Below are 25,921 nucleotides of genomic sequence, written 5' to 3'. Positions count from 1 at the left end.
AGGATCATCTCGGCTTAGTGATCTCGCCTCAATCCCCGTTGTCAGCGGGTTACATCACCCTGCGGGCATGCCGCAGGTCACTGCCGCTCAGGTTCTCCACCGTCACACCCGGTGGGATTGTTGGGTTTCTCATCGTGAGTTACCGGCTCAATATTCCAGACAGACTCGCGGTTCATTTAAGCATCCATGCCCGCCCTGAACTCCGGGCACACCGTAAGTAAAATCAGCCACCCACAGCTGGTCAGGACGTTCTGCCACGAACTGACGGTTTACGCGGTCACCTGTGGCAACGGTTTTCCGGCTGACGGTAGTGCGGACCTTTTTACCCCGGAGAACACCGGCAAGTCCCATAACCGCCATGAGGCGCGCCACTGTACATCTGGCCACCCTGATTCCTTCCCGTAACAACTGACGCCAGACTTTACGCACACCGTACACCTGATGATTTTCATCGTATACGCGCTGTATCTCTCTCTTCAGCCAGTCATCGTGCTGCGCACGGGCACTGCGTTTATCCGGATGATGTCGCTGTTGCTGACAATGGTAATACGTTGACGGGGCAATATGCAGTTCGCTGCATACCGGTCCGACCCCGTACTGCTCACGCAGCTTATCCAGCAGTGGCATCATTTTTTCCAGAGGCGGTCGAACTCCGCCTTCGCAAAATAAGCGGAAGCCTGGCGAAGAATATCGTTACTGCGGCGCAGTTCACGATTTTCACGCTCCAGCTCTTTCAGACGCTGACGTTCAGCGGTGGTGAGCCCTCCATCACCGCCCCCGGTATCCCGCTCATGCTGGCGAACCCAGACACGCAGAGTCTCCGGCGTACAGCCAATCTTTGGAGCAATGGAACAAATTGCCGCCCACTGTGAGTCATATTCGCCCTGACTTTCCAGAACCATACGAATCGCCCTATGACGGACTTCGGGGAAAAACGAGTATTTTTAGTCATCCTGTTTACCTCTTTCTCAGGGAGTTTAGTCTCCAGGATTTCCGGGGCGGTTCATATAGAAAGAGGCCAGCTCACTGCGTAAATCGTCATGGGGCTAAAATCCCCGAATAAGAGTTTGTAAAATCCAAGATACAGTCTGACTGTTTCAGGTTCTTTAATCCGCGATATAACGAAGCTCCCGGAGCTGCGTAAGGTCTTTTTGGGCTCAATATTTGACAAAGGTCATAAGAATTTTTCTTCCCGAGACAGACTGCACGAAGCGCTCTTTCTGCTGCATTATTATCTACCTCAGCCAGGCCATCATCACAGAAGTTGCACAACGCAGCCCAGTGCTTCCTGATATACCGGAACGCATCTCTCAGACGGCATTTTTTCGATAACGTGTGTTCTTTCTCCTGCATCAGCTTATACAGGGAAGTCAGGAGCGGTCTACTCTGCATTTGCCTGACCGCCAGGCGTTCAGACACCGGTAACCCGCGTATATCGTGCTCGATGGCGTACAGTTCACCGATTAGTTTCAGTGCTTCTTCCGCCGTCGCGCTTTTAGTACTGATATATACATCGTGGATTTTGCGTCGCGCATGAGCCCAGCATCCTGCTTCCGTCAACGCGCCGCCTTCACGTTCGGCACTGAACAGCCGATCGTAACCATTAAACGCATCTGCCTGCAGGATACCCCGGAAGGGACGAAGGTGCTGCTCCGGATGTTTACCCTGATGATCCGGTGAGTAGGCGAACCAGACCGCCGGAGGCTCTGGCGAACCGGCATTCCTGTCATCCCGGACATACGTCCAGATATATCCTGTTTTCTCCTTCTTCCTGCCCGGTGCCAGTACCTTTACCGGTGTGTCGTCAGTGTGAACCTTGCGGGTGTTCATCACGTAACGGTACAGGACATCATTCAGCGGCGTCATTAACTGGCAGCACGCGTCAACCCAGTTGGAGAATAATGCACGGCTCAGTTCGACGCCCTGGCGGGCAAAGATTTCACTCTGACGATACAGTGGCAGGTGTTCGCAGTATTTTCCCGTTAACACGCGGGCAAGTAATCCGGAGCCCGCGATGCCGCGCTCTATCGGGCGGGACGGCGCTGGCGCTTCAACTATACAGTCACATTTTGTACAGGCTTTTTTTACCCGTTCTGTGCGGATCACTTTCAGGGCGCTGCTCACCAGTTCCAGCTGCTCAGCACTGACTTCACCCAGATAATCCAGCTCACTGCCACACTCCGGGCAACAACTTTCTTCAGGCTCCAGGCGGTGTATTTCACGGGGAAGATGTGCTGGTAACGGACGACGATGACGTGACTGTCGCAACTGGCGGGGAACCTGCGGGTCATCCTCACGCCCACTGTAACGATCGCTTTCCTGTTCGCGTTGTTTCAGTTGGGCCTCAGCCTGTTCAACTTCACGCTGCAGTTTTTCAGAACGGGTACCGAACAGCATCCGGCGCAGTTTTTCCACCTGGGCCCGCAGATGCTCTATTTCCCGCTAATCTTCTTCGATCTTTTCTTCGGCGCGGGCCAGCGCAGAGCGCAGGAAGGCCTCCGTCTCTTCAACCAGACTCAGTTGCTGGTCTTTCTGACGGAGGGCTTCAGCCTGCTCAGAGAGCAACCTTTCCAGTTCTGCAATGCGAATGAGGTATTTCTGACTCATGACCGTTTTTATAATGCGGTCAGGAGTTTTTTACAACATTGTCAGTGAGTTAAGGCGGGATGTTTTTGGCTGACGCCAGTCCAGCTTATCGAGGAGCATTGCCAGTTGCGAGCGGGTAATGGATACCTTGCCGTCACGTACCGCAGGCCAGATAAACTGGCCTTCCTCCAGGCGTTTGGTGAACAGGCACAGACCATCAGCATCAGCCCAAAGAATTTTGACGGTGTCACTCCGTCGGCCACGGAAGATAAACAGGTGACCGGAGAAGGGATTATCATTCAGCACATGTTGTACCTGTTCTCCCAGTCCGTTGAAGGATTTACGCATATCGGTAACGCCGGCAACGAGCCAGATACGGGTACCTGATGGGAGTGAGATCATCTTCCCCTCCCGGTCAGTTCACGGATCAACACCGTGAGCAGCTCTGGCGATGGATTTTCCAGCGTCATGTTACCGTGACGGAATTCCACCTTGCAGGAACTGGCACTGACTCTGGTCTGAGTGGAAGTGGATAAAGACGGCGCAATGGCCGCCACAGGTTCTTTCTGCTCATCCGGCGTTATTTCTACAGGTAATAATTCAACGCCAGTGTCAGAAGAGGTCGTTACCGGAAGATGCCGCGAAACACGCCCTTCGTTCTGCCAGAGCCTGAGCCATTTGAAAATAACATTATCATTGACGCCATTTTCACGTGCAATCTGTGCAACACAAGCTCCAGGTTGTGATGCCAGTTCCACCATACGAAGTTTGAATTCATTCGAATAGTTTTTACGAGGTTCTTTTCGCCAGTCCTGTAATTCCATACTTAGATGTCCGTCTATATCAGATGGGCGTCTAAGTTACCAATTCTCGTCTGATGGCTACATACGGCGGTCAGTTTACGCTTACATATGAAGCTTAAATTCATTAGAAAATATCCGGCGGGTCCCAGTGCGCCAGTCTGTAGATTTATCCATCAATAGAACTCCGTCTAATTTAGAAGGAGCTCTAATTTAGAGCTGCAAGGATCAGGTGTTACAGACGGCACTGGCTTTACGTTTACAAACAGTATGTGATGAGTATGAGGCTTTTTTATCTGTATATAATCCCTCATTCTGTAAATTGGGATAGGACAATTTCACAATCATCCTACTCCCATATCACCAGTATATGCTGAGCCGTGTTTATCTATTTGGTTAAAATTCGCTACAATCCCATTTTCTCTTTTGGGAATATAACAGTCTCCATTGTCTCTTTATTGGTTAATGGAGACTGTGTTTAAAGGAAGAAATCAGGAGTGATTGACAGGGTACCTGTCAGCAATCAATACAATTCAGATTCCAGTTTTCCGTTCCCTGTAATTTTATTTAGTCCGGGAGAGTTCAATCTCTCCAGACATAACGAAAACAGTTCAACACCTGTATCCAGCACATTTTCATCAAAATCAAAATCAACTTCGTGATGACCTGCTTTTAAATCACTGCCAAGTATTATATATGCAGCTTTTCCTCCTCTCTTCTGTACACGGCGAATAAGGATCGTTGCATCTTCACTGCCCCCAAATGATTTATCTGTCAAAGACATGTTCATATCTTCTTGTGCTATATAGTGTATCAGATTGACAAGTAAAGGGTCATTATGTAAATCCGTTGCTTCACCAACCACTTTGTACTCAAAACGTAAACCAAATATGGAAGAAATACCTTGTGCTATTTTTAGAGCATGTTCACGCATGTATTGATTTATTGTTTCCGTTTCTCCACGAACTTCAAGCTGCATCCTTGCAAAAGACGGGATTATGTTCCTTCCTTCACCTGCGTTTAGAGTGCCAATATTTATCCGGGACATACCTTCACCATGGCGTGGGATGGCAAGTAATTGCGTTGCACAGTGACAAGCTGCTGCCAGTGCATTATTTCCCAGGTGAGGATTTACACCAGCATGTGCCGGAGTACCATAGAAAAAGAAATCCATTTTTGTCGTACACAACAAATCTGTAGGTGAAGCGACAACATTTCCTGTAGGAACTCCCATACCAATATGTGCAGAAAGGAAGTAGTCGCAGTCATCAAGAATACCACCTTCTGCAATAGGTTTTGCACCGCGAACGCCTTCTTCTGCAGCCTGAAAAATTAGCTTAATTTTCCCGCATAACTTATGGTTATTTTCAGATACCCATTGTGCCAATCCTAAACCAATCGATATATGACCATCATGTCCACATGCATGCATTAAGCCAGAGTGTATGGATGCAAATCCCATTTTTTCAGGAATATGATCTTTCGATTTTGATTCACTTACCTGTACACAATCAATGTCAAAACGAAACGCAGTGACAGCTCCATTTTTTCCTGTATCCCATAAAGCAACACACCCTGTAAAGCCATCCATTTCATCCAGCAATTCATGGGGAACGCCTGAATCAACTGCACGTTTTATACTATCTGCAACTTCAGTTGCATTACGGCCCATAATATATTCTATTGACAGGTATTTATTCCCCGTAATAACCTGCCATCCCATACCACGCAGAATAGTAATTATCTTTGACGTTGTGATAAATTCGCACCACCCACTTTCCGGAATATGGTGAAATTCTCTCCGCCATTTTTGTAACTGATTCAGTTCAGACATATACGCCTCCTGTTAAAGGAATAATAATGCAATAAACAATACCGTCACAATCATTCCGGGGGCAGTGCGTTTTGCAATTTCAACTGGATTAACTCCAGCCAGACCGGCACAGATAATAGTTGCACCAGCCAACGGAGACATGTTTCTCCCCAGCGCAGAAGCCAGCATAACTGCAGCACCCAGAGTATTTGTATCGTAACCAAAATTGTTCGCATGTGGTGTGACAACTTCATTGAATGCGAATGCAGTCGCATCCCCTGTTCCGGTTATAAGTCCCATCAGGAATGGCCCCAATGTACCGCCCCAGCGGGCAAATTCTGGTGAGTCAATAAGAAATCTGATAAACACATCAATGATACCAACAGATTTTAAACCTTCAATGAAAACAGCTGCGGCAATTATGATCCCAAGAATATTTGCATATGATGTCCCCATACCCTCAAAGAAGCTGGAAACTAATTCTTTGGGATTGGATTTACTGACAATCAGGGCATAAAGACAACCGAGAATCATTGCGGCTGGAACGGTTATTTTAGTCTCTCCAAGAAAACCAAATTCAGCCAGCATAAGTAATGCTATGGGAAGAAATGGTGCTACAGATTTCAGATAAAAACAGATACCACGGTCAGTGAACTCAACCTGTGTTTGTTCTGATATGTTTCCTGCAGAATCACATTTTGTTTCTTTTCTTACAATAGCAACAACTGTAAGAATAACAGCACATATTACACCACATGTTATCGTAGTCGGAGTATGGAATACAACGAATTCCATTAATGGTGTTTGTGATATTTTAGATATAAATGCATTATGTGCAACACCGGGATTGAGGTAAGCACCTATAGTTCCTGAAAGGATAGCTGCCCCGGCTATTGCAGGATGAATACGTGCTGAAATAAGTAATGGTATCAACGTTGCACCAACAGCAGCTGATGCGCCAGCAGCAGATGGAATCGCGATGCAAATAATAAAACTGACGGTAACCGCAGCAGGAATAAGAAAGATACCAAGACGAGATAATCCTTTCGTTAGAAAATGAACCAGGCATGTATCACAACCAGTGAATTTCATAACACAGGCAAAGCCCATACTGGTACAAATAGCCTGAATAAGGCCGGACTCAGTCATTCTGCTTGCAAATGCCGAAAATGCGTTTAAAGGTGACATGGCAACTATACATAGCAGAAGACCTGCACCAATTAGTGTCGTTCGTGTGTCGTATCTTTTTATCAAAAGCACAACTGTGATTATCAGAATCACACATCCAGTTATCACGTTAAACATGAGATCCACCTCCTTCAAAGATAGATAATCTTTACTTTATGTGATTTGCTCAAATATTGATCATGAACAAAAAAAACAATTAACCGGGGATACTATTATGATGGAGGTGATAACAGAAAATTATCAGGCGAAAAAATGAAACATATGCCTAAACTTCAACAAATTAAATTTTTTAATGAAATAGTCCTGTGCGGAAGTTTAAGATCTGCCGCCCGTAAAATGAATATATCTCAGCCAGCATTAAGCAGAACGATAAAAGAATTGGAGAATGTATTAGGATGTAACCTTCTGATTCGAACAAGGGATGGTATCGTTTTAACAGAAGCTGGAAAGATATTCTCGATCCATTCACGTATGATTCTTGAAGAGGTTGAAACTGCAGCTCTTGAAGTTGCGAAAGTAAATATAGATAACACAGGAAAAGTAGCTTTTGGAATTTCTTCGCTGTTTGGCGTAACAATACTGAATAATGTACTTGATAACTTCCGGATGAAATATCCGAAAACGCGTGTGATGATAAGAGAGGGACAGTTGTCTTCCCTTATCCCTTACCTGAGAGAAGGTGTTCTGGATTTTGCAATGGGTACATTAACAAAAGACATGCCAGTTGGAGATTTTATTGCGGTTGAATTGTTTAACGCACCGTTCACTATAGTGGCAAGAAAACACCATCCTTTAAGGAACTGTACATCAATTGATGAACTTGCAACTGCAAGATGGGTATTCCCGGAAACTCAAATGGGATACTATCATTATATATCCCGTCTTATTCCCTTTGGACATCCTGATGAACCATATGCTCCAATATTTACCGATTCGGTAGTTTGTATTATGAATCTTGTTCTCTATGATGACTATATAACGGTTCTCTCCAGAGCAAGGTTACAGGAAGCAAGATTCAAAGAAATATTGTGTTCAATTCCTGTTAAGTATCAACTACCCGTTAGCCAGTACGGGCTTATTTATCCACGAAAAAGGCTAATGACGGCACCAGCACAAATAATGATTGAATATTTTCAACAAGAGATACAACGATATGACTGGAATGGATGAGCAATACACGGAATGATGGTGCTGTTACGGGGAAGTCATCTTCACAGAATTTTCAGTCCATTAGCATTCCGGTATTCGTACAACTTCCTTTGGTGGAGAGTAAACAATGACTAGGATGCGATGGACGCTTGACCAGAAAAAACATCACGTTGCTGCATGGCGTGCCAGTGGTCTTACACGCCAGCAATACTGTGAACTCAACGATATTCCCTTCACATCACTTCGCGAATGGCCGCAGGATGTCGCAAAAGCTGAACGCCGGGCAAATGAACCGACCGTTCTTCCCGTTCATATTGCGCCACCACTGCATGCTGATGTATCACAGCCCGTCACGAATGAGCCAGTCACGCTCTTCCTCCCCGGCGGAGTACGGATGTGCTGTCAGCCGTCACAACTTACCGATGTCTTCAGGGCGCTCAAATGTGCTCAGTCCTGATAATGTCTTCATCGCGATTAAACCTGCTGATATGCGCCGGGGCATCGACACACTGACGCAGTATATACAGGATGCACTCAGGTCGACATGGCATGAGGGAGCCGCCTTCGTCTTTGTTAACAAAGCCCGTTCGCGTATCAAAGTTCTGCGCTGGGATAAACACGAGGTGTGGTTGTGTACCCGTCGTCTGCATAAAGGCAGCTTCCGCTGGCCACGTACAAATGACGTTGCCTAGCACCTCACTCCCGACGAGTTTAATTGGCTTATTGCCGGTGTTGCCTGGCAGCAAGTTAAGGGACATGACCTGACGAAATGGGTCTGGCTGAATGAAGCTGAACTGCGTGCTATGGCACTTGCCATGGTGCAAAAAGTCATGTCGGAGAATGCCGAAAAAGAGCGGGAATTACTGGAGAAAAGCCGGCGCATCCAGCTTCTGGAAGAAATGCTGAAACTGGTTCGTCAACAGCGCTTCGGTAAAAAATGTGAGACGCTGGCTGGTATGCAACGCTCCCTGTTCGAAGAGGATGTTGATGCCGATATCGCCGCGCTCACCGCACATCTGGATAAACTGCTCCCGCAATCCCCTGAAGAAGACGAAAAAGCGCCCCGTTCATGCCCGATACGCAAACCCTTACCGGTCCATCTTCCACGGGTGGAAAAAATTATCCAGCCGGACACTGACCATTGCCCTGAATGTGACGAGCTGCTGCACTATATCCGTGATGCGGTGAGTGAAAAGCTGGAGTATATTCCCGCTCACTTCGTGGTGAACCGTTATGTCCGTCCGCAATACAGTTGTCCCTGTTGCCTGAAGGTGTTTAGCGGTGAAATGCCGGCACATATCCTCCCGAAAAGTGCCGTTGAGCCGGCAGTCATCGCACAGGTGATCATCAATAAATACAGTGACCACCTGCCTCTGTATCGCCAGCAACAGATCTTTGCCCGTTCAGATGTCGGGCTGCCCGTCAGTTCGATGGCTGATATGGTTGGCGCGTCGGGAGCCACATTATCCCCCCTGGCGGCGTTACTCCATCGCGAGTTGATAAGCCGTCAGGTGGTGCATGCAGATGAGACTACCCTGAAGATCCTGAACACGAAGAAAGGCGGTAAATCCTGCTCCTGTTATCTGTGGGCATACGTCAGTGGAGAAAGGACAGGACCGTCAGTTGTGTGCTTCGACTGCCGGACCGGACGTAGCCATGAGTATCCTGAAAACTGGCTTCAGAGCTGGGTCGGGACACTGGTTGTTGACGGACATAAAGCTTACCGGACTCTGGCAAACAAAGTGCCGGAGATCACGCTGGCCGGATGCTGGGCCCATGTCAGTTATGCCAGTGAAACTGGTGATGTAGTTCATGTCGATCAGTAGGGCGTTGGCACGCAGCAATACGCTGTCGTGGCTTGTTGTGGCCAACATGGTCAGAATGTCCTCTGTGAGATTTATGAAGGTTGTGCGAATGCGGGGGAATCTGCTGAACGGTGCTTTCAGAGCTGGCCTGCTACGGGATACCCGGGATTACCTGCGAGGTAATGGGCTTCCGGATCGCACACCTCACGACGATCGCAGGCGAAATCACTGAATGCTCTTTGAGTATATCTTCGCTGTCAGGTCACCAATGAACCCCGTGCCACATCCCGGGGGCTTCTGGTGCTGCGCGCTTCGTCCAGTGACACAAAGCGCTTACATTGGCTATGGCATCCATCATCAACTGATCCAGAACAGGGGCATCGAAATATGCCTCTCTGACCGTTATATTCCGGTGTATCGGGAGAAGCTCAGAAGTACCGCTCATCAGATCGAGCAGGATATTAATCAATGCAGCCCCCGGGTTTCACCCTCCTGAGGCAGGCAAAGGCTGAGACGACGCCCCGTGTGGTTGATTGACACCACCGTGCGACTTCGTCCCACCACTCACAATCAATCTCCCGGGTTTTATTCAGGTAAGCCAGCAGGGCTGGTGGACATCCGGTGTCGCACCGTGATGTCACGAACGGGGTTGGTGCGAAACACCGGATAAAATGCAGGTTGCGATACCTCTGAACGCCCTGCGCAGAGCGGAAATTTTGGATTAAGTACTCGCACCTCCGCAGTCCAGAAACAAGTCGGGCTGGTAGCTGTAAACAGACTTCGTACATACCGCTCTGCAATAAATCCCCGTACCACAGGCCTCACAGAACTTCTTCCCATGAAAAAACTGCCCGCACATCACACAATGCCACTCCAGCACGGTCGGTAATGGCGATAAAAACATCGCCATATCCTCAATGTAAGGGTGAGACTTTTCCGGATTCAGCACCACACACTCCGCCTTCTGTTGCTCGCTCAGGGCATGTAAATCATGCTCAAACCACGCCCCCTGAGCATCTGTCTGCAAAATCAACCGACCACGACAGGAAAGGCAGAAACAATGCCTGATATTTCTACTAAGGGCTGAGGCCGCACTGATAATGTGCTCACCCGGCGTGATCCCCAGCCCCGTTTTTAGACCGTTCATCCTGTTACTGTCTCCTCACTGAAGCGCCCTGTATGACAGTGTGTACAATAGCGTTCCCCAAAATAATCGTGGCGACATTGTCTGCAGTGCCAGCTGGCTTTACGCACCACGGGTAAGGCATCCGGTACGAATTGCTGCAGACGTTTAATCAACTGTATTTCTCTGCGCTCCGGCCTGACATAAGGGCACTGTTGACCGTGCTCTGTCAGCCTGTCGTCAGTGTGTTCAAACCAGGGAAGTTCAGTGTCGTATTGCGGATGGTATCTGAGTGCACTGCCACACAAGTGGCAGGTGTAGTTAGCATAAGGTGCGTCCTGTGCAGTACGGGCGCCCGTCAGCCGTCCGTTGCCATCAAGAGCGATAAAGGATTTTGCGTACATAGTCATATTCCTTAGCCGCCAGACGACACGCAGGCAACAGCCGTCCCGGTACGGGCAGCGTGGTCAGGGTGTGAATGGCGGTTCAGTTAAAATCTGGACTGGAGTTTGGGTAAAGCAGGCTGGTTGCTGTTACAGCACTGTGGTTGTCACACAATGGAACACTGACGTAAAAAACAGTCAGTGGGCGAGTGGATACATCGTTGCTGCCAGACAACAACCCATACTTTTGGTTTGCCGGATATTGGCGCGCCAGTCGTGCTCAACTCCGGCTACAGCCAAAATTGCGCTCACCGGTGCCGTTGACTTTGGTGTACTCTTTCGCGAGATAGTCAGCACGCTTCAGCATATCCCGTAAACCAGCATCATCGTCGCGTTCCAGCCACACCGCCGGCCAGGCCGGAAAATGTGCCAGCGTGTCATAACGTCCGGCATCCACTCCCAGGGCACTGCACCAGGCCTGTTTAATCATCCCGGCCAGTGACCCCGGAGCGCGGTAATCACCGGCACGACACCAGGTATCCCGGTTGACCAGCAGCAGCAGGTGATAGTGTTTTTTACCTTTGCACTCCCCAAACTCCCGGGCCCAGACGTAATGCAGGGTTGTGGGATGCACGCGTTTACCTTCCCGATGCTTACGTTTCTGGTAAGCGTCGATTCGGGCTTTCAGGGCATTGATGAAGCGGGATATCACAGCTGCGTCCGTTGCTGCCGGTACATCCGGGAGACGCAGGTCAACCCGCAATGCCGTCAGGCGGGGATGAACATTCAGTGCGTGCCGCACCGTCTCACGAATACGTTGCTGCCAGAAGGGGTTGTATTTGTAGGTCATGGTTAAATCTCCGTATGGTTCATACGGAATAGCCACGCTGTAAAAAATGTGCAGAGTCCCTGAGGTGACCTCCGGCAGGACACTGTCTCAGGCACTCTGTGATAACCCGACTGTCGTCTCCGGACTGACGATTGAATTCCCGGCGTTGTTTTTTTAATGTAAAAAACCGGTTACGGGTAAGGCTGTGAGGAGGCGTTATGGTGATACGCAAAACGGTGTGCAGGGATTGTGGCTTGTGCTGATTCTGGCTGTCGTTTCAGGCGTCAGTGTATTTGTACTGTTGCGGTAGGTTACAGGGGAGGAATTATCCGGAATCAGCGGAGCAAAGCGCCCCGCCGCCTCTGCGCTTGCTGTGCCAGACAGTGACAGTAACTCACCGGATCCCCAGAAATACGAGAAAACCTCAGCAGAGGTCGGTAATGCCCGAAAATCGGCCCATTACCGTCCACACCTCCGTACACCATTCCCTTTTGATTTCGAATTCTTTGTTGTCGTTATACAGCTTAACGTTCCCGACATTATCCTGGTTCCCGACAACAGGAACATATTCAGCTTTTAATAACCTGAGAAGAGCCAATAAGAATCACAAAGCGGATAACACCTGGCGCGATGCCGTTGTGATTACCGAACGCTCAGATGACATATTTCCAGACTGAAGCCGGCACGCGATCGTAAAGCTTGTTCATTGTCAGTTCTGCCAGCCGGTGATCGACCGCAGAGTTGAAGGCTTCCAGCTCCGCAGGGGTAAGTTTATAACGTGTGTGGGAAATCACTTTTTCCAGTGTCTCCCGGGATGAACAACGACGGAGCTGATACAGCCAGTCTTCTTTGGTTTTAACTTCCATTAGCCTCTCATTACTTTATGCTGCGGTTAACAGGATGCTGTCAGCATACCGCACCAACCTGGCATTCTGGTGCCCTCCCCAAACTCATTACTCCCGTGCCACCACTTAACCGGTCTCTCAGACTGTCACTCACCAGGTCGGATACGTTTACCGCTCAGACGGATGCTTAATGCACTCTGTTCACATGTGTTGCAGGTACGTTTTATATACGCAGGTTATACGCCAGCTATCAGAGATAACCCTGTGGGTACAACGCAATCTGTTGCTACTGCATTCTCATGCCCACTGATCGTACTCGCAGTGTTTATTTCACATATATGAACTCATGTATTTGATCTCATGTGTTTGATCTCTCTTATATATTTATAATACCAATCAGACAGTCTTATCCCACCAGTGATACCTGTCGCCTGCCCACAGGTCACAGGCTGATGCACCACAACCGCCTTCAAAAACAACTCTGCAATTATCAGAACGCCAGTTTTCCCCTTGTCTCACGAAAGTCCTCCCTCCTTTATCGCGTGCGCGTGCGGAAGCATCGTTTCGCAACAATCACCCGACGTACCGGTACGGCTCAGCCACCGCAATCCCCCCGTTTATCTCCTGACGGTCACATTCCCGATTATTTTTTACGTTTTTCCCCGGTTGTTATGCCGGGGAAGGTGGTGCGTTGTTTTCATCACCAACGCCGGTTGAGATTAACAACATCCGGAGGAACATTTTCATGAATACCCCAGTTTCACTGATGGATGACCAGATGGTCGACATGGCATTTATCACTCAACTGACCGGCCTGACCGATAAATGGTTTTACAAACTCATCAGGGATGGTGCCTTTCCTGCCCCCATCAAACTGGGCCGCAGTTCCCGCTGGCTGAAAAGTGAAGTGGAAACCTGGCTGCAGGCGCGTATTGCACAGTCCCGTCCGTAATTTCTGACCGTTATCCGTTCACCCGCAGCAGACGCAATCTCCGGCCTGCCGGCGGCGCTCTGCTGCCTGTTATCCCCCGTGAGGAATATAAAAATGAAACCACAGTATCAGACCCGTTACGAGCTGCTCCACGAAAGCTACCAGAAATGGCTGACCGGCTTCACCCGGCACGCCGTATCCTGGGGCGTGTGTCATCCGAATATCCACTACTTCCATAATCTGACGCCCGGGTGGGTGTCATTCAATGGTGAAAAACCGGAGATTGCCATCGTGCCCCAGAGTCTGTACAGGCTGATTTATGGCTCTGACAAACGGGCCACGCCGCCCCTGGATGATGATCTGGTGGTGAACTTATGCACCAGTGAACATCTGCTGGTTCATCATCCGATGCTGGAAGGCATTCTACTGTCTGAATGTGAACGTCTGAGGCAGCGTTTTCTGGCAAATAAACTGATCAGCCTCTTCCGTCAGTTTGGTGGCACGGAACTGCGCCTCAAACTGGTCTGGCTTTGCTGGCTTGATTTAATGACCGGAAACAGCCCTGAAGACTGGAAAGAGAACCTGAAACGGAAATCAGAAAAAGAGCTGGAGGAATGGATCATCAACCGTCAGAGGCAGAGCGCAGCACTGACGGATCTGATGGATCAGTACGTGCTCCTGGCATACCGCACAACGGTTGACGATAACCGCAACTGATGCCGGTTGCTTCCGGAAGGTGTGACAAAATACGGAAATGATGATGCTCCCGGCCCCCATGCTCACCTGCAGAGCGTGTTCGTCGTCATCATACTGAGCCATGACGGGCGTCTTAAGGGCATCCTGTCATTGCTGAGCAGGCAACACCACCAGAGTAGCCACGGATAGGGATGTTCTTTACAGCCCGATGCACGCCAGGTTCTCAGCAGACTGAATGTGCAGGTGCGGTTATTCACCAGAAATGGCATGCTGCGGTACATACCCATCCTGGTGACAATATGTACGTGGCGACAGCGATCCCGGCACTGTGGAAGAGACTCACTCAGCCTGCAGGATATTCTTTCCGGCATCCGGGAATGTCCGCCTGAATGCAAACAGGATGATATTTGAATCCGTAATACTGTTCTTTCATCATAAATAATTTATGCAGATACAGTTAACCGTCACAGTAGCAGGTTTGTTTTCCCGGGAAATAATATCCGTCAGACTGATGCCGGAACATATCTGAAACACGTTATGATGTTTTGTTATCAGAAATGTTGTATATTCTTATCCGTGACGACAGTTTAATGCCCTCTGGTATCACCTGATAATGCATATCCTGCGATGATTCGTTATATTTACGGGACACGTCTCTTTTCATAGTGCTCCTTTTCAGACTTCATTTTCCGTAAGTGTTCCCCGGCATAAAGGAGGTACCTTTCTGGCGTTTATAACTCTCTTTATCGGTGACGCCGGTAATACAGGGAATACCACACCGACAAACGAGGTATTAACAGACGATATTTCAGTGTCCATAATTTTTCTGTCCGGTTAAATAACGTCAGTCTGCTGCCCTCTGACTGTAATCATCAAAGCCGGAATGCATACCGGGTTACAACGTAAAAAAGTGATGCTGGCCCCCGGTGCAGCTGGCGGGCGAAACATGTTTACCTTTCAATACCCCCTGTCTGCAGTCTCCACTCTTCCATCCTCTTAAGCTACGTCGGCCACATGAGTGCACTTCCATGATAACAGGTATTCCTGTCAGCATAACGAAGCCGGTTACCTTCCCTTCCTCCTGCATTTCCTGTCAGAATGACTGTACAGCGCGCAGATTGCCTTTTTATTGACCACCTTAATATACCATTATAAACTTCTTTTTATCATGTTATTATCACCTTATTATGTTTAATTTTTAAGCAGACGGAGAAAGAGGATGGTTCAGAAAATTTTGTCGGATAAGGTTATGAATGAAAGAACAAATGCGTATTACTCTTATTATCTTGGAGAGCGTAATATCTCCGTACTACCCCTTAATGTTTATGATCCCCCGGAACGTTTTATCGCTTACATAAAAAAAAACAGAGAAAATCTGAACATCACACTTTCAGATTTTGAACTTGAACAAATAATTTCTGGTATGCGTCTGAAGGCCCTAGCCTTCCTGGTCCCCCTGGAAAAAATATCCTGGATCGCGGGCAGTGAACGCGCATGCTTATTTTCCTGGTATCTGTTGATGCAGTTTATCCAGAATAACAGGGCAAAAATAAGCGCAGACTTGCTTCAAAAGAATAAACTGTATCTTAAAGAAGAGTATCTGGAAGGGAATGCCTTCCCGTCGGACTCATCGACACAGTTCAGACAAATACTCAGAGTTCTCGATATTCTTTCTGATAAGAATTTGCGGGATGAGTGGATAATCCAGACCAAAGACAGATGGATGCGGGCATTTAAATCAAAGAGTCCTTTCAGTTACCTCCTCCCGGAGAACGAACATGAATGCATATGGACATGGAATTATTTGAAGGGAAAAAATATTGCACTGGAAAAACTGGCCAGTTTTCCTGGTTCTGCTGATATTTACCACGCAATTCACCTTTCATTTGACATATGGGTTACCTGTCCACTCACCTCACCTGACGATATAAAAAATTTCAGGAACAGTTTCAATAAGGCCAAGGCACAGCGCAAGTACAAAAAAATGCAGGAAGATAAAGTCAATGTACAGTTTTTTCTTGACGCAGAAACCAGGGCGCAGCTCAAAGAATTATCGAGGGCCAGAAGACTCAGTACCGGCGAAATGCTGCATGACCTGATTGTTGAAGAGTATAAAAGGTACCGACATTCCAGATAATTTCAGACATATATTATCTCCGTGAATCCCCCGCCACCTTTCCGGTGTGCGGGGTTTTGTCTTTTTTCACCGGGAATACATGTATGAATCCGTCTGATGCCATTGAGGCAATTGAAAAACCACTTTCTTCCCTGCCTTACTCACTTTCCCGTCACATCCTGGAACATCTGCGCAAACTCACCAGTCACGAACCCGTGCCTGGCATTATGGGTAAAAGCGGGGCCGGTAAATCCTCACTCTGTAATGCGCTGTTTCAGGGGGAGGTCACCCCGGTCAGTGATGTTCACGCCGGCACCCGGGAAGTGCAGCGCTTCCGTCTGAGTGGCCATGGTCACAGCATGGTTATCACTGACCTGCCCGGGGTGGGCGAGAGCCGGGACAGGGATGCAGAGTATGAAGCCCTGACGGAACTCCATTTTACATGAACTTGCACTGGCTGTGCTCTGTGAAGGAGTGGATAAAAGCGAGGGAAGAGTCGCCATCGGTTCTTTCGGCTCATCAGGCGTTATCTCTACAGGTAATAATTCAACGCCAACGCCAGAAGAGGTTGTTACCGGAAGACGCTGCGATATACGCCCTTCGTTCTGCCAGAGTCTGAGCTATTTGAACAGGAGGTTATCATTGATATCGTGTCCCCGGGCAATACGGGCAACAGAGGCTCCTGGTTGCAAAGCCAGTTTAACCATTTGAAGTTTAAACTCATTTGAAAATGATCTGCGGGGTTCTGCGGATAATGTTTTTGTTCCATAACAGGTGCCCACTAGTTTGAAAAGGTGGGCACCTACGTTACCAATACTGGCTTAATGGCTACATACGGCGGTCAGTTTACGCTTACCCATTCATAAATACGCGGTAATGTTAATACTACACTCTCCTTCGAGTAAACAGTTGCGAACTTCTGCTGTTCGCTCATAGCAGACCTTGCAGGTCTTCCGACGGTCCGCTTCGAGCCAGGAGCGGACATAGATAAAGCATGCTCTGCATGGGTGATGCTGCCAACTTACTGATTTAGTGTATGATGGTGTTTTTGAGGTGCTCCAGTGGCTTCTGTTTCTATCAGCTGTCCCTCCTGTTCAGCTACTGACGGGGTGGTGCGTAACGGCAAAAGCACCGCCGGACATCAGCGCTATCTCTGCTCTCACTGCCGTAAAACATGGCAACTGCAGTTCACTTACACCGCTTCTCAACCCGGTACGCACCAGAAAATCATTGATATGGCCATGAATGGCGTTGGATGCCGGGCAACCGCCCGCATTATGGGCGTTGGCCTCAACACGATTTTCCGCCATTTAAAAAACTCAGGCCGCAGTCGGTAACCTCGCGCATACAGCCGGGCAGTGACGTCATCGTCTGCGCGGAAATGGACGAACAGTGGGGATACGTCGGGGCTAAATCGCGCCAGCGCTGGCTGTTTTACGCGTATGACAGGCTCCGGAAGACGGTTGTTGCGCACGTATTCGGTGAACGCACTCTGGCCACACTGGAGCGTCTTCTAAGCCTGCTGTCGGCCTTTGAGGTCGTGGTATGGATGACGGATGGCTGGCCGCTGTATGAATCCCGCCTGAAGGGAAAGCTGCACGTAATCAGCAAGCGTTACACTCAGCGAATTGAGCGGCATAACCTGAATCTGAGACAACATCTGGCAAGGCTGGGACGGAAGTCACTGTCGTTCTCAAAATCGGTGGAGCTGCATGACAAGGTCATCGGGCATTATCTGAACATAAAACACTATCAGTAAGTTGGAGTCATTACCCCGAATTACACTTAAAACGACTCAACAGCTTAACGTTGGCTTGCCACGCATTACTTGACTGTAAAACTCTCACTCTTACCGAACTTGGCCGTAACCTGCCAACCAAAGCGAGAACAAAACATAACATCAAACGAATCGACCGATTGTTAGGTAATCGTCACCTCCACAAAGAGCGACTCGCTGTATACCGTTGGCATGCTAGCTTTATCTGTTCGGGCAATACGATGCCCATTGTACTTGTTGACTGGTCTGATATTCGTGAGCAAAAACGACTTATGGTATTGCGAGCTTCAGTCGCACTACACGGTCGTTCTGTTACTCTTTATGAGAAAGCGTTCCCGCTTTCAGAGCAATGTTCAAAGAAAGCTCATGACCAATTTCTAGCCGACCTTGCGAGCATTCTACCGAGTAACACCACACCGCTCATTGTCAGTGATGCTGGCTTTAAAGTGCCATGGTATAAATCCGTTGAGAAGCTGGGTTGGTACTGGTTAAGTCGAGTAAGAGGAAAAGTACAATATGCAGACCTAGGAGCGGAAAACTGGAAACCTATCAGCAACTTACATGATATGTCATCTAGTCACTCAAAGACTTTAGGCTATAAGAGGCTGACTAAAAGCAATCCAATCTCATGCCAAATTCTATTGTATAAATCTCGCTCTAAAGGCCGAAAAAATCAGCGCTCGACACGGACTCATTGTCACCACCCGTCACCTAAAATCTACTCAGCGTCGGCAAAGGAGCCATGGGTTCTAGCAACTAACTTACCTGTTGAAATTCGAACACCCAAACAACTTGTTAATATCTATTCGAAGCGAATGCAGATTGAAGAAACCTTCCGAGACTTGAAAAGTCCTGCCTACGGACTAGGCCTACGCCATAGCCGAACGAGCAGCTCAGAGCGTTTTGATATCATGCTGCTAATCGCCCTGATGCTTCAACTAACATGTTGGCTTGCGGGCGTTCATGCTCAGAAACAAGGTTGGGACAAGCACTTCCAGGCTAACACAGTCAGAAATCGAAACGTACTCTCAACAGTTCGCTTAGGCATGGAAGTTTTGCGGCATTCTGGCTACACAATAACAAGGGAAGACTTACTCGTGGCTGCAACCCTACTAGCTCAAAATTTATTCACACATGGTTACGCTTTGGGGAAATTATGAGGGGATCTCTCAGTGCATTGCCTCCAATTCCCATAATTTATTACGCCGATAATAACTTGGTGTAACCTTAAAAATGTACTTAAATCGACGTGTAAAAGATTGTTGGGAATCAAATTGATATTTTAATGCGATCTCAAGGATAGTTTTTTTCGTCAACCTCAACTCAACAGCCGCTTTCGTCAAACGACGAGCACGAATATAGCTAGCCAGTGTGACCCCTGTTACTTTTTTGAACAGCCGCTGAAAATACCACTTGGTATAACCCGCTTTATTCGCCACATCATCAAGCAGTAAAGACTGATCTAAATTATGTTCAATCCATAATAGAACATCTTTGATAACCGTTGTATGAAACTGCTTATCATCATATCTTAATTGGATGTTATTAGCTTTATTTTGATAGCGAGAATGCTGTTCAATATACATAAAATAACCTAAATGTTCTTAAGATTGTCACGACCACATCATCATGATACCATAAACATACTGACGGTATGTTATTTTAAATCTATCATGGAAAATAAAAATCATCAACAAGAAAATTTTAAGAGTACCTATCAATCACTGGTTAACTCAGCACGAATATTGTTTGTTGAAAAAGGCTATCAAGCTGTTTCAATAGATGAGATCTCGGGAAAAGCGTTGGTGACCAAAGGTGCCTTTTATCATCACTTTAAAAATAAAAAACAATTACTCAGTGCCTGTTATAAGCAGCAATTAATTATGATTGATGCCTACATCACAACAAAAACTGATTTAACAAATGGTTGGTCTGCCTTAGAAAGTATATTTGAACATTATCTTGATTATATTATTGATAATAATAAAAACCTTATCCCTATCCAAGAAGTGATGCCTATCATTGGTTGGAATGAACTTGAAAAAATTAGCCTTGAATACATTACTGGTAAGGTAAACGCCATTGTCAGCAAATTGATCCAAGAGAACCAACTTAAAGCTTATGATGATGATGTGCTTAAAAACTTACTCAATGGCTGGTTTATGCATATCGCAATACATGCGAAAAACCTAAAAGAGCTTGCCGATAAAAAAGGCCAATTTATTGCTATTTACCGCGGCTTTTTATTGAGCTTGAAAGATAAATAAAATAGATAGGTTTTATTTGAAGCTAAATCTTCTTTATCGTAAAAAATGCCCTCTTGGGTTATCAAGAGGGTCATTATATTTCGCGGAATAACATCATTTGGTGACGAAATAACTAAGCACTTGTCTCCTGTTTACTCCCCTGAGCTTGAGGGGTTAACATGAAGGTCATCGATAGCAGGATAATAATACAGTAAAACGCTAAACCAATAATCCAAATCCAGCCATCCCAAATTGGTAGTGAATGATTATAAATAACAGCAAACAGTAATGGGCCAATAACACCGGTTGCATTGGTAAGGCTCACCAATAATCCCTGTAAAGCACCTTGCTGATGACTCTTTGTTTGGATAGACATCACTCCCTGTAATGCAGGTAAAGCGATCCCACCACCAGCCAATAAAATTAAAACAGGGAAAACTAACCAACCTTCAGATATAAACGCTAAAAAGACAAATGCACTACTATCTGCAATAAATCCGAGCAGTACTGCCGTTTTTTCGCCCCATTTAGTGGCTATTCTTCCTGCCACAAAGGCTTGGAATACTGAGTGTAAAAGACCAAGACCCGCTAATGAAAAGCCAACCATCATGCTATTCCATCCAAAACGATTTTCGGTAAATAGCACCCACACCGTTGCGGGAATTTGGCCTATCAATTGCGCTGAAAAATAAATAATCAACAAAATGGGCATCGTTTTAAATAAAGTGATGTATACCGAATTCGATTGCGTCTCAACCCCTACTTCGGTATCTGTATTATCACGTGTATTTTTGGTTTCACGGAACCAAAACATAACCACAAGGAAAGCGACAATATTTAGCAACGCAGCGATAAAAAAGGGACTATGCGGTGAAATCTCTCCTGCAAAACCACCAATAATAGGCCCCGCTATTAAACCAAGCCCAAAACTTGCCCCTAACCAACCGAACCACTTCACGCGTTGAGAAGCTGAGGTGGTATCGGCAATGACCGATGCCGCGACAGCCCCAGTAGCTCCTGTGATCCCTGAAAGCAAACGGCCTAAATACAGCATCCAAAGCGCACTTGAAAAAGCCAGCAATAAGTAATCCAGCGATGCGCCTATTAATGACAACAACAGCACTGGGCGCCGACCAAATCGGTCAGACATTTTTCCAAGCCAAGGAGCAAAGATAACCTGCATTAACGCATAAAGTGCAAGCAATACGCCAAAGTGGTTAGCGATATCTTCCGAAGCAATAAATTCACGTAATAACGTTGGCAAGACTGGCATGATAAGGCCAATCCCCATGGCATCGAGTAACGTAATTACCAATGCGATCTTTGTCGAACTATTCATTTCACTTTTCTCTATCACTGATAGGGAGTGGTAAAATAACTCTATCAATGATAGAGTGTCAACAAAAATTAGGAATTAATGATGTCTAGATTAGATAAAAGTAAAGTGATTAACAGCGCATTAGAGCTGCTTAATGAGGTCGGAATCGAAGGTTTAACAACCCGTAAACTCGCCCAGAAGCTAGGTGTAGAGCAGCCTACATTGTATTGGCATGTAAAAAATAAGCGGGCTTTGCTCGACGCCTTAGCCATTGAGATGTTAGATAGGCACCATACTCACTTTTGCCCTTTAGAAGGGGAAAGCTGGCAAGATTTTTTACGTAATAACGCTAAAAGTTTTAGATGTGCTTTACTAAGTCATCGCGATGGAGCAAAAGTACATTTAGGTACACGGCCTACAGAAAAACAGTATGAAACTCTCGAAAATCAATTAGCCTTTTTATGCCAACAAGGTTTTTCACTAGAGAATGCATTATATGCACTCAGCGCTGTGGGGCATTTTACTTTAGGTTGCGTATTGGAAGATCAAGAGCATCAAGTCGCTAAAGAAGAAAGGGAAACACCTACTACTGATAGTATGCCGCCATTATTACGACAAGCTATCGAATTATTTGATCACCAAGGTGCAGAGCCAGCCTTCTTATTCGGCCTTGAATTGATCATATGCGGATTAGAAAAACAACTTAAATGTGAAAGTGGGTCTTAAAAGCAGCATAACCTTTTTCCGTGATGGTAACTTCACGGTAACCAAGATGTCGAGTTAACCACCCTTTAGATTCATAAAGCGAAAATAATGCGGCTCCAACGTACCCACCTAAATGGAAACGGCGTTCACTCCAATCTAAACACGCACAACAGATTTTACGTGAATGTTTGGAAGGAACGTCAATTCCCATTTCATGAAAATATTGAATACCACTTAATGTGATCATTGAACCATTTTCAGTGATCCATTGCTGTTGACAAAGGGAATCATAGATCTTAACGGCAACTTCGCCAGCTAAATGATCATAGCAAGTACGTGCTTTTCGTAAATGCACTGGCGTGGAAACTTTGGCATGTACGCCATGGTTTAAGGAGATCCCCATCATACTTTCCATCAATTCAGCAATATCTTTTCCTGCTAGCCGAAAATAACGATGCTTGCCTTGAGCTACTACTGTGATTAGCTGGCAATCTAATAATTTAGATAAATGACTGCTCGCCGTTGAAGCTGATATATTCGCCACAGAACTTAGCTCAGTGGCCGTCCAAGCTCGCCCATCCATCAAAGCACTGAGTATTTTAACTCGTGAAATGTCAGACATAGCCGCCCCTATCGCGGCTATTGAGGACTCAAAGGTAACCTCTTTTCGTATTAAATTAGCCATCGCAAGTTCACTTTATTGCCCAAGGGAGCGTAACAGATGCAGCCATACTATCATTGTCCGTTATTAATATCAGTTGGTTAGCATGGTCACTGTATTGCACTAAAATATTAATGTTATTCTCCGCCAATACTCGTGCTATTTCGCCAAGTTCCCCCGGTTTTTCCTGTTTTAACTTACGAATTAATGGTGTCCGGATCGCAAGTACTAACAGTCCAGCTTGCTCTAGCGCTATTTTAGCTTCCTTTCCTTGTTCAACAAGAAAATGAGCATGGCATTCATCACCAACCGTAAATATCCCTCCCCCTTCCAATCCAATACCTTTATTACCTAATGTTTTTCCTAGTAATGCTAATTGTCCTATTTGATTATCTAAAACAACGTGAACATCAAACATTATCCTTGTCCTTTTTAAATGAATATTCGCGAGTAATATGAGCAATACTAATTTTGTAAAAATCAAATATTGACTCTCGCCCTTCTTGTTGAGCTTTCGCATGTAAAACATGATTTTTCCATTGCAGAACTGCGTATTCGTTTTCCCACCAAGATAGCGATAACATTTTTCCTTCTGTAGCTAGACTTTGAAAACGTTCAATTGAAATAAAACCAGCTACATGACTTAATAGTGGTCGGTAATGACTCCAACTTATTGATAGTGTTTTATGTTCAGATAATGCCCGATGACTTTGTCATGCAGCTCCACCGATTTTGAGAACGACAGCGACTTCCGTCCCAGCCGTGCCAGGTGCTGCCTCAGATTCAGGTTATGCCGCTCAATTCGCTGCGTATATCGCTTGCTGATTACGTGCAGCTTTCCCTTCAGGCGGGATTCATACAGCGGCCAGCCATCCGTCATCCATATCACCACGTCAAAGGGTGACAGCAGGCTCATAAGACGCCCCAGCGTCGCCATAGTGCGTTCACCGAATACGTGCGCAACAACCGTCTTCCGGAGCCTGTCATACGCGTAAAACAGCCAGCGCTGGCGCGATTTAGCCCCGACGTATCCCCACTGTTCGTCCATTTCCGCGCAGACGATGACGTCACTGCCCGGCTGTATGCGCGAGGTTACCGACTGCGGCCTGAGTTTTTTAAATGGCGGAAAATCGTGTTGAGGCCAACGCCCATAATGCGGGCGGTTGCCCGGCATCCAACGCCATTCATGGCCATATCAATGATTTTCTGGTGCGTACCGGGTTGAGAAGCGGTGTAAGTGAACTGCAGTTGCCATGTTTTACGGCAGTGAGAGCAGAGATAGCGCTGATGTCCGGCGGTGCTTTTGCCGTTACGCACCACCCCGTCAGTAGCTGAACAGGAGGGACAGCTGATAGAAACAGAAGCCACTGGAGCACCTCAAAAACACCATCATACACTAAATCAGTAAGTTGGCAGCATCACCCGACGCACTTTGCGCCGAATAAATACCTGTGACGGAAGATCACTTCGCAGAATAAATAAATCCTGGTGTCCCTGTTGATACCGGGAAGCCCTGGGCCAACTTTTGGCGAAAATGAGACGTTGATCGGCACGTAAGAGGTTCCAACTTTCACCATAATGAAATAAGATCACTACCGGGCGTATTTTTTGAGTTATCGAGATTTTCAGGAGCTAAGGAAGCTAAAATGGAGAAAAAAATCACTGGATATACCACCGTTGATATATCCCAATGGCATCGTAAAGAACATTTTGAGGCATTTCAGTCAGTTGCTCAATGTACCTATAACCAGACCGTTCAGCTGGATATTACGGCCTTTTTAAAGACCGTAAAGAAAAATAAGCACAAGTTTTATCCGGCCTTTATTCACATTCTTGCCCGCCTGATGAATGCTCATCCGGAATTCCGTATGGCAATGAAAGACGGTGAGCTGGTGATATGGGATAGTGTTCACCCTTGTTACACCGTTTTCCATGAGCAAACTGAAACGTTTTCATCGCTCTGGAGTGAATACCACGACGATTTCCGGCAGTTTCTACACATATATTCGCAAGATGTGGCGTGTTACGGTGAAAACCTGGCCTATTTCCCTAAAGGGTTTATTGAGAATATGTTTTTCGTCTCAGCCAATCCCTGGGTGAGTTTCACCAGTTTTGATTTAAACGTGGCCAATATGGACAACTTCTTCGCCCCCGTTTTCACCATGGGCAAATATTATACGCAAGGCGACAAGGTGCTGATGCCGCTGGCGATTCAGGTTCATCATGCCGTTTGTGATGGCTTCCATGTCGGCAGAATGCTTAATGAATTACAACAGTACTGCGATGAGTGGCAGGGCGGGGCGTAATTTTTTTAAGGCAGTTATTGGTGCCCTTAAACGCCTGGTTGCTACGCCTGAATAAGTGATAATAAGCGGATGAATGGCAGAAATTCGAAAGCAAATTCGACCCGGTCGTCGGTTCAGGGCAGGGTCGTTAAATAGCCGCTTATGTCTATTGCTGGTTTACCGGTTTATTGACTACCGGAAGCAGTGTGACCGTGTGCTTCTCAAATGCCTGAGGCCAGTTTGCTCAGGCTCTCCCCGTGGAGGTAATAATTGACGATATGATCATTTATTCTGCCTCCCAGAGCCTGATAAAAACGGTTAGCGCCGGGGTTGGATTTTTCAGCGTTCCAGCTAAGGCTAAGGCATTCCTGTTCAAGCGCAAGCCGGGCTATAAAGCGCATTATCGCTTTACCCGTGCCCTTATTTCGATCGCACTGAGAAACATACAGCTCTTTAATATGCAGCTGACCGCTGTATCGGGGCGAGGGATAAAGAATATTGCAACATGCCAGGCCAGTAATGTTATTGCCGCAGCGCGCTCTGATCACCAGGGTACCGGAAAGCCGGTTGAATAACTTTTTACAGAGATAATCCTTCATCAACGCTTCCTGAATGATACCTTCGCCATAATAGGGGTCGTCTCAGAAAACGGAAAATAAAGCACG

25 protein-coding genes, 8 pseudogenes and 1 other annotated feature are annotated in these 25,921 nt (G+C 46.8%); of the genes and pseudogenes, 13 read left to right on the top strand and 20 right to left on the bottom strand.

The window, feature by feature from the left end:
- Positions 1–213 precede the first annotated feature (213 nt).
- The 6 genes and pseudogenes from ICA20_RS00515 to dcuC all read right to left on the bottom strand — a co-directional run.
- A pseudogene (locus ICA20_RS00515) lies at positions 214–952 on the bottom strand (IS3 family transposase); the annotation flags it as partial.
- Positions 556–672 (bottom strand) — a sequence feature (AL1L pseudoknot). (Overlaps the previous pseudogene by 117 nt.)
- Positions 953–1,182: 230 nt before the next feature.
- A pseudogene (locus ICA20_RS00510) lies at positions 1,183–2,607 on the bottom strand (IS66 family transposase); the annotation flags it as partial.
- A gap of 30 nt (positions 2,608–2,637) precedes the next feature.
- Complete coding sequence (gene tnpB, locus ICA20_RS00505; protein ID WP_038635488.1) at positions 2,638–2,988, bottom strand: IS66 family insertion sequence element accessory protein TnpB; 351 nt, start codon at positions 2,986–2,988, stop codon at positions 2,638–2,640.
- Entirely contained in the window at positions 2,985–3,410 is a 426-nt protein-coding gene (locus ICA20_RS00500) for a transposase (protein ID WP_038635492.1), read from the bottom strand. Before ICA20_RS00500 ends, tnpB (ICA20_RS00505) begins: the two co-directional genes overlap by 4 nt.
- Before the next feature lie 499 nt (positions 3,411–3,909).
- Entirely contained in the window at positions 3,910–5,220 is a 1,311-nt protein-coding gene (locus tag ICA20_RS00495) for an amidohydrolase (RefSeq protein WP_087901759.1), read from the bottom strand.
- 12 nt (positions 5,221–5,232) lie between these two features.
- Positions 5,233–6,504, bottom strand: coding sequence for a C4-dicarboxylate transporter DcuC (gene dcuC / locus ICA20_RS00490; protein WP_040235202.1), 1,272 nt, complete (start codon positions 6,502–6,504; stop codon positions 5,233–5,235).
- Positions 6,505–6,639: 135 nt separating this feature from the next.
- On the opposite strand from dcuC, the gene ICA20_RS00485 reads away from it, so the two are divergent.
- The 4 genes and pseudogenes from ICA20_RS00485 to ICA20_RS00470 form a co-directional block, all read left to right on the top strand.
- Positions 6,640–7,557, top strand: coding sequence for a LysR substrate-binding domain-containing protein (locus ICA20_RS00485; RefSeq protein ID WP_087901758.1), 918 nt, complete (start codon positions 6,640–6,642; stop codon positions 7,555–7,557).
- Positions 7,558–7,663: 106 nt separating this feature from the next.
- Positions 7,664–7,993 (top strand): hypothetical protein, encoded by a 330-nt coding sequence (locus ICA20_RS00480; protein WP_040235205.1) that lies wholly within the window; start codon positions 7,664–7,666, stop codon positions 7,991–7,993.
- Positions 7,980–8,315 (top strand): annotated as a pseudogene (tnpB, locus tag ICA20_RS00475) (IS66 family insertion sequence element accessory protein TnpB); the annotation flags it as partial. The gene ICA20_RS00480 and the pseudogene tnpB (ICA20_RS00475), both read left to right, overlap by 14 nt.
- Before the next feature lie 24 nt (positions 8,316–8,339).
- Positions 8,340–9,314 (top strand): annotated as a pseudogene (locus ICA20_RS00470) (IS66 family transposase); the annotation flags it as partial.
- Here ICA20_RS00470 and ICA20_RS00465 read toward each other — a convergent pair.
- From ICA20_RS00465 to hha, 5 genes and pseudogenes are all read right to left on the bottom strand, one after another.
- A pseudogene (locus tag ICA20_RS00465) lies at positions 9,315–9,410 on the bottom strand (AlpA family transcriptional regulator); the annotation flags it as partial.
- Positions 9,411–10,062: 652 nt separating this feature from the next.
- Complete coding sequence (locus ICA20_RS00460) at positions 10,063–10,488, bottom strand: putative zinc ribbon protein (RefSeq protein ID WP_087901757.1); 426 nt, start codon at positions 10,486–10,488, stop codon at positions 10,063–10,065.
- Positions 10,485–10,868 (bottom strand): putative zinc ribbon protein, encoded by a 384-nt coding sequence (locus ICA20_RS00455; RefSeq protein WP_143361722.1) that lies wholly within the window; start codon positions 10,866–10,868, stop codon positions 10,485–10,487. The genes ICA20_RS00460 and ICA20_RS00455 overlap by 4 nt, the downstream gene beginning before the upstream one ends.
- Before the next feature lie 259 nt (positions 10,869–11,127).
- On the bottom strand, positions 11,128–11,697 hold the full coding sequence (locus ICA20_RS00450; protein WP_123001625.1) for an inovirus Gp2 family protein: 570 nt from the start codon (positions 11,695–11,697) through the stop codon (positions 11,128–11,130).
- 632 nt (positions 11,698–12,329) lie between these two features.
- Positions 12,330–12,542, bottom strand: a complete 213-nt coding sequence (gene hha, locus ICA20_RS00445) for a hemolysin expression modulator Hha (protein WP_087901481.1) — start codon at positions 12,540–12,542, stop codon at positions 12,330–12,332.
- A 724-nt stretch (positions 12,543–13,266) separates the two neighbouring features.
- Here hha and ICA20_RS00440 point away from each other — a divergent pair.
- Both ICA20_RS00440 and ICA20_RS00435 read left to right on the top strand, forming a co-directional pair.
- Positions 13,267–13,473, top strand: a complete 207-nt coding sequence (locus ICA20_RS00440; RefSeq protein WP_179957931.1) for an AlpA family phage regulatory protein — start codon at positions 13,267–13,269, stop codon at positions 13,471–13,473.
- A gap of 93 nt (positions 13,474–13,566) precedes the next feature.
- On the top strand, positions 13,567–14,169 hold the full coding sequence (locus tag ICA20_RS00435) for a hypothetical protein (protein WP_149282298.1): 603 nt from the start codon (positions 13,567–13,569) through the stop codon (positions 14,167–14,169).
- On the opposite strand, the pseudogene ICA20_RS00430 reads toward ICA20_RS00435, so the two are convergent.
- Positions 14,075–14,271: pseudogene (locus ICA20_RS00430) on the bottom strand (hypothetical protein). The gene ICA20_RS00435 and the pseudogene ICA20_RS00430 sit on opposite strands and share 95 nt — an antisense overlap.
- Positions 14,272–15,367: 1,096 nt before the next feature.
- Between ICA20_RS00430 and ICA20_RS00425 the strand changes: the two are divergent.
- Together ICA20_RS00425 and ICA20_RS00420 are read left to right on the top strand one after the other, a co-directional pair.
- Positions 15,368–16,285, top strand: coding sequence for a hypothetical protein (locus ICA20_RS00425; RefSeq protein ID WP_135113592.1), 918 nt, complete (start codon positions 15,368–15,370; stop codon positions 16,283–16,285).
- Between the two features lie 83 nt (positions 16,286–16,368).
- Positions 16,369–16,689: pseudogene (locus ICA20_RS00420) on the top strand (GTPase); the annotation flags it as partial.
- Positions 16,690–16,884: 195 nt separating this feature from the next.
- On the opposite strand, the gene ICA20_RS00415 reads toward ICA20_RS00420, so the two are convergent.
- Positions 16,885–16,971 carry a transposase gene (locus ICA20_RS00415; protein WP_089627921.1) on the bottom strand — a complete coding sequence of 29 codons (87 nt, stop codon included), beginning with the start codon at positions 16,969–16,971 and terminating at the stop codon, positions 16,885–16,887.
- 354 nt (positions 16,972–17,325) lie between these two features.
- Between ICA20_RS00415 and ICA20_RS00410 the strand changes: the two genes are divergently transcribed.
- Together ICA20_RS00410 and ICA20_RS00405 are read left to right on the top strand one after the other, a co-directional pair.
- A protein-coding gene (locus ICA20_RS00410) for an IS1 family transposase (protein ID WP_151884388.1) occupies positions 17,326–18,023 on the top strand; the annotation gives its coding sequence in 2 pieces (ribosomal slippage) (positions 17,326–17,575 and positions 17,575–18,023; 699 coding nt in all).
- Positions 18,024–18,037: 14 nt separating this feature from the next.
- A pseudogene (locus ICA20_RS00405) lies at positions 18,038–19,201 on the top strand (IS4-like element ISVsa5 family transposase); the annotation flags it as partial.
- Between the two features lie 9 nt (positions 19,202–19,210).
- Here the strand turns inward: ICA20_RS00405 and ICA20_RS00400 are convergent.
- Positions 19,211–19,627 (bottom strand): helix-turn-helix domain-containing protein, encoded by a 417-nt coding sequence (locus ICA20_RS00400; protein WP_000275180.1) that lies wholly within the window; start codon positions 19,625–19,627, stop codon positions 19,211–19,213.
- An 87-nt stretch (positions 19,628–19,714) separates the two neighbouring features.
- On the opposite strand from ICA20_RS00400, the gene tetC reads away from it, so the two are divergent.
- On the top strand, positions 19,715–20,308 hold the full coding sequence (tetC, locus tag ICA20_RS00395) for a tetracyline resistance-associated transcriptional repressor TetC (protein ID WP_000428546.1): 594 nt from the start codon (positions 19,715–19,717) through the stop codon (positions 20,306–20,308).
- 112 nt (positions 20,309–20,420) lie between these two features.
- On the opposite strand, the gene tet(B) is transcribed toward tetC, so the two are convergent.
- Positions 20,421–21,626 carry a tetracycline efflux MFS transporter Tet(B) gene (gene tet(B), locus ICA20_RS00390; protein WP_129694983.1) on the bottom strand — a complete coding sequence of 402 codons (1,206 nt, stop codon included), beginning with the start codon at positions 21,624–21,626 and terminating at the stop codon, positions 20,421–20,423.
- Between the two features lie 81 nt (positions 21,627–21,707).
- Here tet(B) and tetR(B) point away from each other — a divergent pair, with 81 nt between their 5' ends.
- On the top strand, positions 21,708–22,331 hold the full coding sequence (gene tetR(B) / locus ICA20_RS00385; protein ID WP_000088605.1) for a tetracycline resistance transcriptional repressor TetR(B): 624 nt from the start codon (positions 21,708–21,710) through the stop codon (positions 22,329–22,331).
- Here tetR(B) and ICA20_RS00380 read toward each other — a convergent pair.
- From ICA20_RS00380 to ICA20_RS00365, 4 genes are all read right to left on the bottom strand, one after another.
- The gene (locus ICA20_RS00380; protein WP_001284954.1) at positions 22,309–22,995 is read right to left on the bottom strand and encodes a winged helix-turn-helix domain-containing protein; all 687 of its coding nucleotides are present in this window, start codon (positions 22,993–22,995) and stop codon (positions 22,309–22,311) included. The two genes, tetR(B) and ICA20_RS00380, sit on opposite strands and share 23 nt — an antisense overlap.
- 7 nt (positions 22,996–23,002) lie before the next feature.
- Positions 23,003–23,389 carry a hypothetical protein gene (locus ICA20_RS00375; protein WP_000460651.1) on the bottom strand — a complete coding sequence of 129 codons (387 nt, stop codon included), beginning with the start codon at positions 23,387–23,389 and terminating at the stop codon, positions 23,003–23,005.
- Entirely contained in the window at positions 23,382–23,645 is a 264-nt protein-coding gene (locus ICA20_RS00370) for an antibiotic biosynthesis monooxygenase (protein ID WP_049802299.1), read from the bottom strand. The genes ICA20_RS00375 and ICA20_RS00370 overlap by 8 nt, the downstream gene beginning before the upstream one ends.
- A protein-coding gene (locus tag ICA20_RS00365; protein ID WP_095033700.1) for an IS1-like element IS1B family transposase occupies positions 23,642–24,339 on the bottom strand; the annotation gives its coding sequence in 2 pieces (ribosomal slippage) (positions 23,642–24,090 and positions 24,090–24,339; 699 coding nt in all). The genes ICA20_RS00370 and ICA20_RS00365 overlap by 4 nt, the downstream gene beginning before the upstream one ends.
- 278 nt (positions 24,340–24,617) lie before the next feature.
- On the opposite strand from ICA20_RS00365, the gene ICA20_RS00360 reads away from it, so the two are divergent.
- Entirely contained in the window at positions 24,618–25,277 is a 660-nt protein-coding gene (locus ICA20_RS00360; protein WP_000412211.1) for a type A-1 chloramphenicol O-acetyltransferase, read from the top strand.
- Between the two features lie 200 nt (positions 25,278–25,477).
- On the opposite strand, the gene ICA20_RS00355 is transcribed toward ICA20_RS00360, so the two are convergent.
- Positions 25,478–25,855: a GNAT family N-acetyltransferase gene (locus ICA20_RS00355; protein ID WP_000656305.1), complete on the bottom strand. Its 378-nt coding sequence runs from the start codon at positions 25,853–25,855 to the stop codon at positions 25,478–25,480.
- Positions 25,856–25,921 lie beyond the last annotated feature (66 nt).

It is taken from the genome of Citrobacter sp. C5_2 (genome assembly GCF_014596845.2).
Lineage (GTDB): Bacteria > Pseudomonadota > Gammaproteobacteria > Enterobacterales > Enterobacteriaceae > Citrobacter > Citrobacter werkmanii.
The sequence above is the reverse complement of the archived record's forward strand: the minus strand, read 5'-3'. Positions and strand labels throughout refer to the sequence as shown.

Bases quoted from the DNA above. Each gene is read 5' to 3' on its own strand.
- ICA20_RS00435 (WP_149282298.1), top strand. From the start codon at position 13,567: ATGAAACCACAGTATCAGACCCGTTACGAGCTGCTCCACGAAAGCTAC.
- dcuC (WP_040235202.1), bottom strand. From the start codon at position 6,504: ATGTTTAACGTGATAACTGGATGTGTGATTCTGATAATCACAGTTGTG.
- ICA20_RS00375 (WP_000460651.1), bottom strand. From the start codon at position 23,389: ATGTTTGATGTTCACGTTGTTTTAGATAATCAAATAGGACAATTAGCA.
- ICA20_RS00485 (WP_087901758.1), top strand. From the start codon at position 6,640: ATGAAACATATGCCTAAACTTCAACAAATTAAATTTTTTAATGAAATA.
- ICA20_RS00480 (WP_040235205.1), top strand. From the start codon at position 7,664: ATGACTAGGATGCGATGGACGCTTGACCAGAAAAAACATCACGTTGCT.
- hha (WP_087901481.1), bottom strand. From the start codon at position 12,542: ATGGAAGTTAAAACCAAAGAAGACTGGCTGTATCAGCTCCGTCGTTGT.
- ICA20_RS00450 (WP_123001625.1), bottom strand. From the start codon at position 11,697: ATGACCTACAAATACAACCCCTTCTGGCAGCAACGTATTCGTGAGACG.
- ICA20_RS00425 (WP_135113592.1), top strand. From the start codon at position 15,368: ATGGTTCAGAAAATTTTGTCGGATAAGGTTATGAATGAAAGAACAAAT.
- ICA20_RS00415 (WP_089627921.1), bottom strand. From the start codon at position 16,971: ATGGTTAAACTGGCTTTGCAACCAGGAGCCTCTGTTGCCCGTATTGCC.
- ICA20_RS00500 (WP_038635492.1), bottom strand. From the start codon at position 3,410: ATGGAATTACAGGACTGGCGAAAAGAACCTCGTAAAAACTATTCGAAT.
- ICA20_RS00400 (WP_000275180.1), bottom strand. From the start codon at position 19,627: ATGTATATTGAACAGCATTCTCGCTATCAAAATAAAGCTAATAACATC.
- ICA20_RS00380 (WP_001284954.1), bottom strand. From the start codon at position 22,995: ATGGCTAATTTAATACGAAAAGAGGTTACCTTTGAGTCCTCAATAGCC.
- tnpB (WP_038635488.1), bottom strand. From the start codon at position 2,988: ATGATCTCACTCCCATCAGGTACCCGTATCTGGCTCGTTGCCGGCGTT.
- ICA20_RS00440 (WP_179957931.1), top strand. From the start codon at position 13,267: ATGAATACCCCAGTTTCACTGATGGATGACCAGATGGTCGACATGGCA.
- ICA20_RS00455 (WP_143361722.1), bottom strand. From the start codon at position 10,868: ATGTACGCAAAATCCTTTATCGCTCTTGATGGCAACGGACGGCTGACG.
- ICA20_RS00360 (WP_000412211.1), top strand. From the start codon at position 24,618: ATGGAGAAAAAAATCACTGGATATACCACCGTTGATATATCCCAATGG.
- ICA20_RS00495 (WP_087901759.1), bottom strand. From the start codon at position 5,220: ATGTCTGAACTGAATCAGTTACAAAAATGGCGGAGAGAATTTCACCAT.
- ICA20_RS00355 (WP_000656305.1), bottom strand. From the start codon at position 25,855: ATGAAGGATTATCTCTGTAAAAAGTTATTCAACCGGCTTTCCGGTACC.
- ICA20_RS00460 (WP_087901757.1), bottom strand. From the start codon at position 10,488: ATGAACGGTCTAAAAACGGGGCTGGGGATCACGCCGGGTGAGCACATT.
- tetC (WP_000428546.1), top strand. From the start codon at position 19,715: ATGGAAAATAAAAATCATCAACAAGAAAATTTTAAGAGTACCTATCAA.